16 protein-coding genes are annotated in these 13,174 nt (G+C 24.4%); 12 read left to right on the top strand and 4 right to left on the bottom strand.

The genetic code is table 11. From position 1 onward, the window contains the following. Nucleotides 1-71: 71 nt before the first annotated feature. The gene (locus I4U89_RS14170; protein WP_195940934.1) at nucleotides 72-944 is read right to left on the bottom strand and encodes a rolling circle replication-associated protein; all 873 of its coding nucleotides are present in this window, start codon (nucleotides 942-944) and stop codon (nucleotides 72-74) included. Between the two features lie 120 nt (nucleotides 945-1,064). Beyond that, nucleotides 1,065-1,208 (bottom strand): hypothetical protein, encoded by a 144-nt coding sequence (locus tag I4U89_RS14165; RefSeq protein ID WP_195940933.1) that lies wholly within the window; start codon nucleotides 1,206-1,208, stop codon nucleotides 1,065-1,067. A gap of 157 nt (nucleotides 1,209-1,365) precedes the next feature. Between I4U89_RS14165 and I4U89_RS14160 the strand changes: the two genes are divergently transcribed. Then, nucleotides 1,366-1,725, top strand: coding sequence for a helix-turn-helix domain-containing protein (locus I4U89_RS14160; protein WP_195940932.1), 360 nt, complete (start codon nucleotides 1,366-1,368; stop codon nucleotides 1,723-1,725). A 103-nt stretch (nucleotides 1,726-1,828) separates the two neighbouring features. On the opposite strand, the gene I4U89_RS14155 is transcribed toward I4U89_RS14160, so the two are convergent. Continuing rightward, nucleotides 1,829-1,954 (bottom strand): site-specific DNA-methyltransferase, encoded by a 126-nt coding sequence (locus I4U89_RS14155; RefSeq protein ID WP_195940931.1) that lies wholly within the window; start codon nucleotides 1,952-1,954, stop codon nucleotides 1,829-1,831. Nucleotides 1,955-2,329: 375 nt separating this feature from the next. Between I4U89_RS14155 and lexA the strand changes: the two genes are divergently transcribed. The 10 genes from lexA (at nucleotide 2,330) to I4U89_RS14105 (ending at nucleotide 9,260) form a co-directional block, all read left to right on the top strand. Further along, nucleotides 2,330-2,962, top strand: coding sequence for a transcriptional repressor LexA (gene lexA, locus I4U89_RS14150; protein WP_195940930.1), 633 nt, complete (start codon nucleotides 2,330-2,332; stop codon nucleotides 2,960-2,962). 246 nt (nucleotides 2,963-3,208) lie between these two features. Next, nucleotides 3,209-4,021, top strand: coding sequence for a hypothetical protein (locus tag I4U89_RS14145; RefSeq protein ID WP_195940929.1), 813 nt, complete (start codon nucleotides 3,209-3,211; stop codon nucleotides 4,019-4,021). Nucleotides 4,022-4,032: 11 nt separating this feature from the next. Continuing rightward, entirely contained in the window at nucleotides 4,033-4,212 is a 180-nt protein-coding gene (locus I4U89_RS14140; protein ID WP_195940928.1) for a CopG family transcriptional regulator, read from the top strand. Between the two features lie 136 nt (nucleotides 4,213-4,348). After that, the gene (locus I4U89_RS15750; RefSeq protein ID WP_243279222.1) at nucleotides 4,349-4,558 is read left to right on the top strand and encodes a hypothetical protein; all 210 of its coding nucleotides are present in this window, start codon (nucleotides 4,349-4,351) and stop codon (nucleotides 4,556-4,558) included. Nucleotides 4,559-4,570: 12 nt separating this feature from the next. Continuing rightward, nucleotides 4,571-5,215, top strand: coding sequence for a hypothetical protein (locus I4U89_RS14130; RefSeq protein WP_195940927.1), 645 nt, complete (start codon nucleotides 4,571-4,573; stop codon nucleotides 5,213-5,215). 313 nt (nucleotides 5,216-5,528) lie between these two features. Further along, entirely contained in the window at nucleotides 5,529-6,671 is a 1,143-nt protein-coding gene (locus I4U89_RS14125) for a replication initiation protein (RefSeq protein ID WP_195940926.1), read from the top strand. A gap of 186 nt (nucleotides 6,672-6,857) precedes the next feature. After that, complete coding sequence (locus I4U89_RS14120; protein ID WP_195940925.1) at nucleotides 6,858-7,028, top strand: AbrB/MazE/SpoVT family DNA-binding domain-containing protein; 171 nt, start codon at nucleotides 6,858-6,860, stop codon at nucleotides 7,026-7,028. A gap of 69 nt (nucleotides 7,029-7,097) precedes the next feature. Then, complete coding sequence (locus I4U89_RS14115; protein WP_195940924.1) at nucleotides 7,098-7,850, top strand: ParA family protein; 753 nt, start codon at nucleotides 7,098-7,100, stop codon at nucleotides 7,848-7,850. Beyond that, on the top strand, nucleotides 7,850-9,013 hold the full coding sequence (locus I4U89_RS14110) for a ParB/RepB/Spo0J family partition protein (RefSeq protein WP_195940923.1): 1,164 nt from the start codon (nucleotides 7,850-7,852) through the stop codon (nucleotides 9,011-9,013). The genes I4U89_RS14115 and I4U89_RS14110 overlap by 1 nt, the downstream gene beginning before the upstream one ends. A gap of 19 nt (nucleotides 9,014-9,032) precedes the next feature. After that, entirely contained in the window at nucleotides 9,033-9,260 is a 228-nt protein-coding gene (locus tag I4U89_RS14105; RefSeq protein WP_195940922.1) for a hypothetical protein, read from the top strand. 515 nt (nucleotides 9,261-9,775) lie between these two features. On the opposite strand, the gene I4U89_RS14100 is transcribed toward I4U89_RS14105, so the two are convergent. Continuing rightward, nucleotides 9,776-11,344, bottom strand: coding sequence for a P-loop ATPase, Sll1717 family (locus I4U89_RS14100; protein WP_195940921.1), 1,569 nt, complete (start codon nucleotides 11,342-11,344; stop codon nucleotides 9,776-9,778). 290 nt (nucleotides 11,345-11,634) lie between these two features. Here I4U89_RS14100 and I4U89_RS14095 point away from each other — a divergent pair, with 290 nt between their 5' ends. Then, the gene (locus I4U89_RS14095) at nucleotides 11,635-12,411 is read left to right on the top strand and encodes a hypothetical protein (RefSeq protein ID WP_195940920.1); all 777 of its coding nucleotides are present in this window, start codon (nucleotides 11,635-11,637) and stop codon (nucleotides 12,409-12,411) included. The last annotated feature ends 763 nt before the right edge of the window (nucleotides 12,412-13,174 follow it).

Here is a 13,174-nt window from a genome sequence, read left to right as displayed (position 1 = left end):
TTTTATATCAATTCAAATTATAAAGAGCTTTATATATTCAATTTTCAAGGTTCTTCATTTCTTTTTCTATATCAATCTAACTTTCTCATTAAAGCATATATGTAGGGCTTTCCATTATAGGTATTTATTCTTACTTCTGAGCCTATAAAAATATATCCTGGATTTGTTTTTAGCATTTCTTCTTCGATTAAATGATTGTATCTAGTCATGTTATTTATTTTTTTCTTTGAGAATTTAGATGCACTTACTGTTAATTTTGGATTCTTTAAATTTCTACTGCTAACCCATCTTTTTTTACCTTTTGGGTCTTTAGATAAATATTCAGCTACTCCAGTTAACCATTTTTCATCAGGATCTAAACGTCTAATATTATTCCTTCTTCCAAATGTCCATTGAGCCTCTACAACTTCCATAGGCAAAACTGAGTTCATAATTAAGTGATAATGACATCTAATTTTATTCTTCTCTACTGAATGTTCTATTACATAGATATACTTAATTCTTTTTATCTTTGACTTTGGTATACCTAGACTTCTTTGTTCACTTTCATACTTTCTATTAAGTCTACGTATATAGGTTTTTATATTTTTCTTAGCTTCTTCATACGCCTTAGGCTCTTTGCCTTTTTCATATGTTAAAGTTACAAAATAATCTCCTCTTCCAAAATTTGTATTTATTTTTCTTATGAAATACTTTCTAGCTTCCTTATCATTAAATCTTTTTTTAGCTTCTCTATCTTTTTTTATTTTCCATTCAGAAGGTATTTCATTTTTATTAAATGTTGGATATATTTCTATCTCTCTAATAACTCCACTTGTTATAGTTTTTGCTTCATAAATACATCCTTTTGTTACATCCATAACTTCTATTTCATTACAATCAATTAATTCTTTATGCAATCTTTCATAATCATATCCAGCATACTTTCTATTTTTCTTTCTCATTTAGTTCACCTATTTTATATAACTTGGTTCTTTTGTTAGTATCTATAACAAGACCGAAAAAGACCCCTACAGTCCTTGGTTTTTCAAACTTCTTATGTACTTTTAGTTAGTGTGTGATTTTTAAGAATCACACACTTTTCTTTTCTTATTTTTCCTATCAAAAACTTCATCAATTCTCCCTGCAATATACCAAAATTCTTCTTTAGACTCTTTTTTTAAAATTTCTAACTTTTTAGCATATTCTTCAGCTTCATTTTTTTGCATATTATCACTTCTTTCTACTTTATTCGCTATGCGTATATCTTATTTTAAATAATACTACGCTTTGCATACTCAGTCAAGTTTTTTTAGCTATTTAGTTTTACTTTGCGTACATTTTATGTTATAATTACGCATAACGATAATATAAGGAGGTTATACTTTGAAAAATCGTTTAAGAGAGTTAAGAGATTATTTCAATTTGTCTCAAAAGAAATTAGGCGAAAAACTCAACCTCTCTGTTAGCCAAATTTCATCATATGAAACAGGACATAGAAATATACCTGAACGAACTATTTTAGACATATGTCGTATTTTCAAATGTAATAAAGAATGGTTTGTTAATGGTACAGGTGATATGTTTATTGATGATTTGGAAGACTTAGATGTAGAAGAGGACATAAAAATACTTTTAAGCAAATTGAAAGAATTAGATGAAGAGGATAGGGTTGCTATTCAAAAAATGATTGATAATGCCTATTATAAAGTTTTATCTAACAAAAAAGAAAGAGACGAGGAATAATCCTCACCTCTTTCTTTTTTCTATTTCTTTCTTTATTTTATTAAATTCACTTTTATTATCTTTATATATTTCTAATAATTTTTTCTCTATAGATTCCATTATTCTATTCCTCCATATATGATTTTTCTATTCTATTCTTTGCTATCTCAAAATATGTATTATCTAATTCAATTTCTACGAACCTACGATTAGTTGTTGCACATGCAACACCAGTACTTCCACTTTCCATACTTTCATACCTCCAACTAAACTATTAATATTAATTCGGAATGTGCTTAAAACCGAAAATTTCACCCCTATAAGCCTTTATATTTGCTTTCTAAATATTTTTATCATTAAATGAATTTAAACGCTTATAATGCCATTTTTTAAATTTATTTGCATTTATTTGTAATTTTTTATAAATAAACTTTTTTATCAAATTATTTTATGATATACTTTAATCGAACAGTTATTCTCTATATATAAGAATTTCTGTTTAGATTATAAAACGTTAGTTGCTAAAAAACAATATAGAACATGCTATTTTTTATTATTTATATGTATTTATTAATAAGTATAGTCGTTTTTTGTCGAACATATATTTTAATCAGGAGGTTTTTAAATGAACTATTTAGATTTATCAAGTAAGCAAATTTTAATTTTAGAATTCATAAAGAGTGAAATAGCATCAAAAGGCTATCCACCATCAGTCAGAGAGATGTGTAATGCTGTAGGCTTAAAATCAACTTCTACTGTTCATTCACATCTAAATAAATTAGAAAAATTGGGGTATATAAAAAGAGATTCTACTAAGCCTAGAGCTATAGAGATATTAAGCAAGTCAGAGTTAGAATCAGACTTTCCTACACCTGAAATACTAAGTATCCCCTTAGTTGGTCAAGTTACTGCAGGTATGCCTATACTTGCTAAGCAAAATATAGAAGATTATATTGCCCTTCCAGCTAACTTAGTCAAAGGATCTAATAATTTCATATTAAAAGTTAAGGGTAATAGCATGATTAATATTGGTATTCTCGATAGTGACTTTATTATTGTTGATAGAAAAAATACTGCATCTAATGGTGATACTATTGTTGCTCTAGTACACAATGAATACGCAACTGTTAAAACATTTGAACAAGATGGAGATCAGATAAGACTAATACCTCAAAATGATTTTATGGAACCTATAGTTCTAAATTCTAAGAATGTACAAATTATAGGTATCGTTACTGGAGTATTTAGAGTTTTATAATACTAAATAACCATCGGAAAATAATTCCGATGGTATATTCGCTTATTGTATATATATCTTTGTAATTTCAACATTTTATGTTAACGGAAAATAATTCCTATGACCAACGGAAAATAATTCCGATATATTATTTATTTTTATTATTATTTTTTATTATTATAAGCAAAAAACTCTTTACAAAAAAACTTACGTAAGGTAATATAAAAATATAACTTACGTAAGTTTAAGTCGCCCAAGGAGGAAGTTATGAGTATATTTAATTTTAATCAAACAGTAGCACTTGATTTAGGTTTTGATTTAAATCAGTTATATATTTTAAGATATTTAACTAATATTTCTAAAACAACTAGAGTTGAAACTAAGATAATTAATGGCAAAGAATGTTTTCATATTAATTATTCTAAACTATTCAATGATAATCCATTTGCATTTACACAAGTATTAAATAAAGATTTAGAAACATTAGATGATAATGAAAAAAAAGAGTACATAAAAAAAATATATGACAGAAACAATAAAAGGTTTATAAAAATGTTATCTGGTGCTTTAGGTAAGGTAATTAAAAAAGAAAAAGTTGAAAAAGTTGATGATGGTAAAAAAATATATTTTTCTATAAACAAAGTTATTTTTACTAATCTATTAGATGGTTATCCTACAAAAGAATCATTAGATCTTACTGAAAATGAAAAAATAGTAATTGAAAAATTAAAAATAAATAAGTTGACTGATAGTATAACTAAACAACTATCTAACATGGATACAAAACTCCTTTTACAGTCATGTGAAATTGCTTCAAATACTGGTATATTAGATTTTCCATATATGAAAAGTATTTATAATAACTTAAAAAATAATAATAAAAAAGACCCATCTGCTCCAACAGATGAGTCATGCACTATAAAAAGTGCATCCTTTAATGATAATATGATTATACCACAAAAAACTTATTTCAATGCATCTAAAAATAAATTTAGAAATTTCACAGAAACATTTGATAAGTATTCAGATGAGGAATTAGATGCAATAATTGAAAAGAGTCAGAGGGAGAAATTTAAATAAGGAGCTTCAAAATGGCTGATTTAAAAGCAAAAAGAAATAGTGATTTAAAGAATAGAATACGACTAAGTTCATCTATTTTAATAAGTAATGAAGAAAAACTATTAGAAATGTCTAATAAACTTAATTTACCTAAGTCTAAAGTACTAGATCTTTGTGTAGAAGAATATTATAAAATTTTTAATAAAAAATAAAATTTTTCTTTTAATGAGAGAGGAATTTGAGAAAATTCCCCTTTCTTAGTATTTAGATATACTTGTATTAATTGCAAATAATAAAGTATATGAGTTTAAATATATCAAAGTAGTATATAAAAATTTAGAGATAGAAATGAAAAAACCTCAAGAGTCCGCCAACTCTCAAGGTTCAAGTACATATAAAAATTTTAGATCAATTTTTAATAATAATATTATAACACAAAATCAATACCTAAATACCTATAAAAATAAGTTTCATAATTTCGAAGAAACTTTTACTCAATATACTTCAGAAGAATTAGATAGAATTATAGAAAAAAGTCAAAAAGAAAAATTTAAATAGAGAGGATATAAGATGGCAGTTCAAAAATCAAATATAAAAGAACTATTAGATAAAGAGGTAAATTTTAAAGATAATTACTTTACATATAAAAGGACTTTGAAATTAGAAGAATATGATAATAATGGCAATTTGATAGATGTAATAGAATTTGAACCGCATGAATTAGATATGTTCTGTAAACATATGGCTTATTATAAATGCAATGGATTTAAAGTCGCTAGAAAAGAAGATAGAGAATATTTTAAAGGCGAAAAATTAAAACTCGCTAAAAAAATTCTTTTCAATTTACAATGTGAAATTTTTGATGACGGTATTAGAGAACTTATTAATAATATTTTTAATCTTTACACTAAAGAACAAATAAATTTTGCTTTAAATTTTAAAGATTACTTTTATAATGAATCCATTTATAGGTTTTCTATATCTGAATACCATTATATATCAAAAAAGAATTTTATTGATATATTAGACTGGATTAAGGAGTCAAAGGGATTTTGGTATGCTATTGATGATAATGGTAAAAAAGGTATGGCTTATTTAAATCAACCAACTAAAAAACAAGCTCTTTATCAAAAGTATAAAAATAAAATGAAAATTGTGTTTTTAAATTTTCAAGATATGAAAGAGTATATGGTAGATGAAAATGTATTATTATAATCGTAGTTAAATTTATATGTTAAAGGAGAGAGGAATTTGTAAAAATTCCCCTTTCTTAGTATTTAATAGTATTTAATAGTATTTAATAGTATTTAGAACATGGGAAATATTTGCAATAACTGTTATTCAAATGGGAAATATGGACAAATGGGTACCTTAATATGGACAAATGGGTACTTTAATATGGACAAATAGGTACCTTAATATGGACAAATGGGTACTTTAATATGGACAAATGGGTACTTTAATATGGACAAATAGATAAAATTGTCCATATTAAAGATTTATGCTATTATTTATTAGAGGTGATAATATGGATAGTAAAGTTTTAATGAAGCATAATGATTTAGTTAATGCTAAATATGAATCTAAGCTAGTTCATAATAGGGTATTTGTATATTTATTATATGCTTTTCAAAAGTATACAGATGGAGATAGATTAATTCATGAAGTTAGTAGAGAAGACTTATGCAAACTTGTATTAAAGCAAAATGAGAGAACTATAAAAGGATTAAGGATAATGTTATCTGATTTGAGAAAAAAAGAACTATTCTTAGTAAATGAAAATGATGATGGGAGTATAGATTATATAACCGCAGGTTTTATAGATAAGTTTAGTTATAATGATAAGACCGATAAATTTACAATAACAGCAGATGCTCATGTACATAGGTTATTGCATAGATATTTAAAAGATGGATATACACCTATAAATTTAGAAATTTGGATGTCTCTAAAAAATTCATATGCACAAAGATTTTATGATTTATTGAGATCTTGGAGTGGATCTAAAAGAACTATTAATTATACTTTAGATTATATAAGAAAAGTTATGCTTTTAGAAAATAAATATAAAGTATATGCGGATTTTAAAAAAAGAGTATTATTACCAGCTATAGAAGAATTAAATTCAACTGGTTTTTTTGAGATAGAGTTCGAGGAAAAGCGAGTTGGTAGAACTATTCATTCGATAGATTTCATAGTGAAGGATTTAGACAAAAGAGTTTACTTTGATAAAAAAGAAAGCAAAAAAATAATAGAGTTAGAACAAAGAGAGTCTACGGCAATTCCCGCTGATTCTAACTCCAGAAAAAAAATTAGTGATGATTTTTATATTCCAAATAAAAAGCTTTTTACAGCAAAAACTTTAGAGAATTTTAAAGAGGATTTTAAGGAATATAACTTTAAAGATAGTATATATAAAAAATTATTACAAGAATCAATCCTAATAGCTTTAGAGAAAGATGATGAAGAAAAGATAAAGGTTAAGTCTTATAATTATTTCAAAAAGACTTTAGAAAATAAGATTGATTCATTTGTTTCTTCTCGAATTGAAACAAATAACGAAGGAACTAAGAAAACGAAGTTTCATAATTTTGAAGAAACTTTTACTCAATATACTTCAGAAGAGTTAGATAGAATTATAGAAAAAAGTCAAAAGGAAAAATTTAATTAAAAAGTGTCCCCCGGGGGCACTTTTTTTATTAAAAATAATTGACTGAGTTATTGACGGGACGTTATAAAGGTGCTATAATTATATTATAGAAAAAATTAAAAGACTGGATTTATAAGATAGGATTGATTTTAGAATTATATTATGTGATTAAATTAATAGCCAATAACATTGGAGGAGTTTAGATTTATGGAAAAAAGAAAATTAAATATAAGTTTTAATAAGAGTGGAAGTGGAAGTTACACTCCAAGAATTTCACTTCCTGCAACTTGGGTTAAAGAAATGGGATTAGATAAAGAAAATAGAGAAGTAGAGGTTATATTTGAAAATAGTCAAATTATAATTAAGAAAGAAAAATAATAAAAAGTGCCCCCGGGGGACACTTTTTACTAAACATAAGGATGAATATAAATAAAAGGAGAATGTATTATGAAAAAAATAAGTATTCTTAATATAAAAGGTGGAGTTGCAAAAACAACAAGTGCTATAAACTTAGCAGCAATTTTAGCCGATGAAGGAAATAAAGTTTTAGTAGTTGATGTTGATGCTCAATCAAACTCTACAATGTCATTTAAAGCATATGATATAGATGATCTTAGTGTATCAGATGTTTTACTTAATAAGGATATAGATATAGAGGATGTTATAAAAGAAACTGAATATGAAAATATAGATATTTTACCAAGTAATATTTCGTTAGCTTTTGCAGAGAAAAAAATATTATTAGATGTAACTAGAAATCAACAGAATAGGCTTAAAAGGGCTTTAGAGCAAGTTAATGATAAATACGATTATTGTATAATAGATTGTCCTCCTAGTCTAAATATGATAACAATAAATGCATTAGTTGCTAGTAATGAAGTTATTGTTCCTATAAAAATAGATAAATTTGCATTAGATGGATTAGAGTACTTACTTGAGAGTATAGAAGAAATCAAAGAGGAGTTTAATTCAGATTTACAATTTAAAGGATGTTTTGTAACAATGGATACTGCAACAGTAGTTAATAAAGAGATTAAGAAGGCTTTGAAGTCGATTCTAAAAGATAAATTATTTGATACAACAATAAGACAAAATGTATCTGTAACAGAAGCATCTTTTGAACAAATGCCAGTTGTTTACTACAAAAAAAGTTCTAATGCAAGTAAAGACTATAAGTCTTTAGTTAAGGAGGTATTCTAGTGGCTAAAAGGTTTAGTATAAGTGAAAGTATGTTAAATGGTATATCTAAAAATACTGAAAAAGTATCTACTATTGAAGCAAAAGAAAACTTTAAACTAGAATATATAGATATTGATAAAATAGTTAGAAATAAAAAAAACTTTTATGAAATAAGCAATATAGAGGATCTAGTTGAAGATATTTCTATAAATGGTCTTAACCACAACCTTGTGGTTAGACCTATTGGCAACGAACAGTATGAATTAATAAGTGGAGAAAGAAGATATACTGCTCTTAAAGAACTAATAAGTAAAGGTAATGAAAAGTTTAGAAAAGTTCCATGTAAGACTTTAGAATTAAATGATTTAGATAGTGAAATTGTGCTTATACAAGCAAATGCACAAAGTAGAGAATTATCTGAATCAGATAAGTTAAAACAAGTTCAAAGGCTAACTGAACTTTATAATATGAAAAAGAAAAAAGGAGAAAAAATAGGGAAAGTAAGGGATATAATTTCTAAGGATACAGGATTAAGTCCAACACAAGTAGGGAGATATACAACTATAAATAAAAGTCTTATACCAGAGTTGAAATCGGTATTAGAGCAAGGAAATTTAACAATAGCAAATGCAAGTGAATTTGCAGTTTTAAGTGAAGAAAATCAAAATATTATATTAGATATTATAAAAAATAATGTAAGCATAAATAAAAATGAAGCAAATGAATTAAAAAATAAATTAAAAAAAATAGAGCAAGAAAAAGAAAGCCTAATAAAAAAAGAAGAAGAGCACTTAAATGAAATAAAAAAATTAACTTTAAAAAATGAAGAGATTAATAGAGATCTAGATAAAAAAATAGATGATATAAATAAAATTGCTAATAATAAGGCAAAAGAAATTGCTATTGAATTTAAAAACGATAAAAATAAAATTAAAAAAGGTAATGTAGAACTAAAAAAAGAAATAAATGAAATTAAGAAAGATGAAAGTAAATTAGAATTAAACCAAGAACTTAAGATAAGACTTAAAGGTATAAGAAAAGAAATTGGTAAAGTTGCAGGGTTAATGGCTAATAACACGATAATAGATGATGGCACTCTTAAAGAAGTTAACTTTTTAAAAGAACAATTAAGATTTTTAAATGAGCAAGTGGATTTATATACGAATCAAATTAAACATGATTAATTGGAGGAGAAAGTTTTTAGTGAGGAATATAGACTTAAGGGAAAAGTATGTTAATAAATTTTTATCAGATAGAGAAATAAAAGAAATAGTTTCATCAAAAAGATATATAAATAAAAGAGGAACGACAGGAAATATAGATCTTCTTTTTTATATTTTAGAACCTGAACATGAAGATGATAAAAAAGTATATGTATGTATTCAAGGAGTTTTCTTTGAACATGAAATACCTAGTAATATAAGTTTTTAGTTAAAAAATAATAAAATTTTTAAATTAAATTTAGAACTTGCAAAAAATCTAAAAATAAATATAAAATATATAGTGTAAGTAAATGTACAAAAGTGTATTGTAATAAATATAGAAACGCAATTAAAATATAAGTATATTACAATAATATACATTTTGATGTAAGTAGCATAAAAAAGGACTAGATTAATTTAAATCTAGTCCTTTTTATAATGGATTATGCGATGAATGAAAAAGTAAATATATAAAATGTTTTGTTTTATGCCTTTTTATTTCAAAGTATTAATTTAGAGTAAAATTTTGTAAAAAAAATTGAACATATATATATTGATAATGATATTTTTATAAATTATAATATACTTATAAAAATATTATTGTAATTGATTAAGACATGTATTATAATAGCTAATTGTGTTAATGCTATAAATAAAGTTAATATATATTTAAGGACATAGGAGCCTTGTAAAATATTTTAGGGACGTAGGAGCCCTGTTAAAAGACACTATATAGTGTCTTTTTTAATTTATATTAAATTTAGGTTTAAGAGCACTATGAACTAAAAATGTTTGATCAATATCTATATGATCATCTCCATCTTCTCTATATCCCCAAGAGACTCTATGTCTTTTGTCATCATCTTTTATATACATTCCTATTACACCGAATGAATACATAAGATTTAAACTATTATCTACATTTGTTATATTTTTATATTGGTTTTTATTTACATTATAATGAGCTAATATTTCACGATATTTAAACTCTGGCTTCCTCAAGTCTCTAATTAATTTTAGAGATTCATTCAATTCTTCTTTATTTTCAAATACTGAAAATTCATTTTCTAAGTCTTTATACAACTCAATAGAGAAATATTTAAGACAAGATCTAAATTGCCTTGGTGTAAACTTAATCTCATTTCCATAATTTCGTATAATTATATTTAAAAATTCTATTATTTGTCTAGGTCTTCCCATACTATTGTCTAATAAATAATGAACAGTAAGTTTACTGGAAATATCCTTTGGAAATAAACTCTTAAATAATGTTTTTTTATCGATATTTTTATATTCTGGAACAGATGCTTGAATTTTACTTAAAATTAAGTCGATTAGTAGATTATCTGTAACATGACTACAATCCTTATTAAGCCAATATAAATTAACAGAGTTATCTGAAATTATTTTTCTTAGATTACTAGAATGCTTATTTAAAGAGTCTAAAATATCACTTCTAATAGATATAATTACTTTACTATTTTCGTTAACCTCTTGAATCTTATTGTTTAAATCTTGAATTGCAAATATCATTCCAAGTATAAGTCTTTTGTATTTTTTATGTTCATCAAGATTATCACCTAATTCATCTAAATCATCATAAATGATCATATAACCATACTCTTCTTTTGATAAAATGTTAAGAATTAACTTCTCCAAATTTTCAATATCTGAGAAATATCCCTTTACTTCATATTTTTCTGTTATACCAGAATTTTTCTCTCTTGATACACCAAATCCAAAATTCTTACTGGATGATAGGTTTTTATTTTTGATGCTATCAACAGATTTTGCATCAAAACTTTTTTTATTAGATGTATTGTATACTTTATTCACTTCCATTAGTTTTAGAGATGATGAGTTTCTAGAATCTATAATCTTTTTTAATTTCCTTAGCTTAGGATTTAATAATATATAAAATGAATTATATTTTTCTAATATAGATCTACCTAACTCAACTAAAACACAATACCTCCAAAATGACTCATACTCTTCATCTAAAAATTCTCTATTTTCAAGATGAACGAGTTTTTGTAATTCTATATCTTTTAAAGTATTTATTTTGCAGCTACAAATACCGTTTTGTTTTGACTTTTTCTTTATATAATAAGCTAAAATAGTTTTGCCAGTTCCTTTTCTTCCTCTGATTATAAACTTTTCTTTTTTACAAATCTCTGAATACTTTTTATTTCCAGTATAAAATAAGCTTTCAAATTGTGGGTTCCTAGCCTCATTTTCACCAGAAGTTTGACCAATATTAATATTTTCTAGTTTGACACGCGGTACAAATTTATTAGTTGATATATTACTCAAATTCAGTTTTTCCTTTCAATAATATTATACTGTAACATTATACCATATCATTATTAAAGTGATAAATGATTTTACTATATAATGAAAATATTTAAAATGAAAGGTATAAAACTTTATTTTTTATACTTTATTTATTCTCTAACCTTACTAAATTCGTCTGATTTTAAAATAACAATTCCTAAATTAATTAGGCTTATTACTAATTATAAACTTAATTACTTGTAAAGAGATATAGTAAAAATAAGCTTGTTAATTTATAATAAAATGTAGATGTACATAAGGGGGATTAGATGAAAAAAGGTAAGAAAAAAAATGGATTTGATAATAAAGTCGCAAAATACTTAGGGTGGATGTTTATTTTAAGCATAGTTTATTTAGGAATATCAGTAGGCATGTTAATTCCGGCTGGAATCAAACTTCTCAATAATTACTATATAATAGAATCTAATGATTTACCTAACTTTTCAGATGTATTTAATTCAATATTTACTACTTTAAATATTATAATAACTACAGTGGTAAGTTATATGATATATCGACTTAATAAAAGCCAAGATATAGATAGATATAACAAAGAAATTGCTGGACCATCTTTATTACTATTATATAGTATCAAATATAATATAATGCGAAGTATAAGTATTTTTTTAATAAATAATATAGATGAACTAGAAGAGTCATATTATACCAGAAAAGTAGATAATAAAAAAGTAAATTCAAAACAATATATAAAAACTACTACCTTTCCTAAATTCCCACAAGAAGAATTAAAGGAAAATATTCCGTCAATAATAGGTCATGTAACAGATGAAAAAATAAAGACTAAACTTTATATGCTATTTTTAGATATAAATAAAAGATATAAAAGTTCAAATAAAGATATAGGTGATATACTAATATACACTTTAAAAGAAGATCTCATTAAAGAAGGACATTTAATAGAAAAAGATAGTAAAAAGTGGGTTTATATAATTAGCGGTATGCAAAATAATGATTGGAGCTGTTTAAAAGATGATTACAGAGAAATAATGAATCAATTATCAAATATAAGTAAATCAAGAAAATAATATTAATGATAATTTTAAAATAATAAAAAACAACTGGGTTATCATGTATTGACACATGACTAATCTGGTTATTTTTTATTTGATTTTAAAAGGCATAAAACTTTCTATTTAATGTATTTTTATTTTAAATATCTCATAAAAAAGTAATACTGATATATGTCAGTTATTGAAAAATATCAACGTAAAATGTATGTTTATTAACAAAATCAACAGATTTATCAACAGAAAACGACAAGTTACTAACATTTATTATTGTCGGAAACGATTTGACTGTAAGTCATATAAATATTTATACGGTTTATATTAAGAATATTATGTTTTAAATATTTTTTCAAATAAAACTACCTATAATATAAAAATAAAAAAGGAGCAAGAGTTATACTTTTGCTCCTTTTTTATGATTTAAAAATTTTAGAATAATAAAGAAAAATTTAAATATATAATATCAAAATAAAATTTAAAAATCAAATAAAACTACCTATAGTTATAAAATATTTTTTATTAATATTATCCCATGTCAAAAAGTAACAAAATCAAAAGACTAGGAATCGCATTACGAAACCTAGTCTTTTGATAATAAGTTAGAAATTATTCATTGATTTTAAGGTTGTATAAACACTTATGTTCAATAAAATAATATTATATTTTTAAAATTTTTTCAAATAAAACTACCTATAATATAAAAATAAAAAAGGAGCAAGAGTTATACTTTTGCTCCTTTTTCATGATGAAAATTTTAGAGTAATAAAAAATTTAAATGTAT

It is taken from the genome of Romboutsia sp. 1001713B170131_170501_G6 (assembly GCF_015668195.1).
Classification (GTDB): domain Bacteria; phylum Bacillota; class Clostridia; order Peptostreptococcales; family Peptostreptococcaceae; genus Romboutsia_C.
Note: the sequence above shows the minus strand (reverse complement) of the source record. Positions and strands in the feature narration are given on the sequence as shown.

Excerpts from the sequence above, each read along its gene's own strand:
- I4U89_RS14115 (WP_195940924.1), top strand. The coding sequence starts at position 7,098 with ATGAAAAAAATAAGTATTCTTAATATAAAAGGTGGAGTTGCAAAAACA.
- I4U89_RS14165 (WP_195940933.1), bottom strand. The coding sequence starts at position 1,208 with ATGCAAAAAAATGAAGCTGAAGAATATGCTAAAAAGTTAGAAATTTTA.
- I4U89_RS14170 (WP_195940934.1), bottom strand. The coding sequence starts at position 944 with ATGAGAAAGAAAAATAGAAAGTATGCTGGATATGATTATGAAAGATTG.
- I4U89_RS14155 (WP_195940931.1), bottom strand. The coding sequence starts at position 1,954 with ATGGAAAGTGGAAGTACTGGTGTTGCATGTGCAACAACTAATCGTAGG.
- I4U89_RS14130 (WP_195940927.1), top strand. The coding sequence starts at position 4,571 with ATGGCAGTTCAAAAATCAAATATAAAAGAACTATTAGATAAAGAGGTA.
- I4U89_RS14120 (WP_195940925.1), top strand. The coding sequence starts at position 6,858 with ATGGAAAAAAGAAAATTAAATATAAGTTTTAATAAGAGTGGAAGTGGA.
- I4U89_RS14140 (WP_195940928.1), top strand. The coding sequence starts at position 4,033 with ATGGCTGATTTAAAAGCAAAAAGAAATAGTGATTTAAAGAATAGAATA.
- lexA (WP_195940930.1), top strand. The coding sequence starts at position 2,330 with ATGAACTATTTAGATTTATCAAGTAAGCAAATTTTAATTTTAGAATTC.
- I4U89_RS14125 (WP_195940926.1), top strand. The coding sequence starts at position 5,529 with ATGGATAGTAAAGTTTTAATGAAGCATAATGATTTAGTTAATGCTAAA.
- I4U89_RS14095 (WP_195940920.1), top strand. The coding sequence starts at position 11,635 with ATGAAAAAAGGTAAGAAAAAAAATGGATTTGATAATAAAGTCGCAAAA.
- I4U89_RS15750 (WP_243279222.1), top strand. The coding sequence starts at position 4,349 with ATGAAAAAACCTCAAGAGTCCGCCAACTCTCAAGGTTCAAGTACATAT.
- I4U89_RS14145 (WP_195940929.1), top strand. The coding sequence starts at position 3,209 with ATGAGTATATTTAATTTTAATCAAACAGTAGCACTTGATTTAGGTTTT.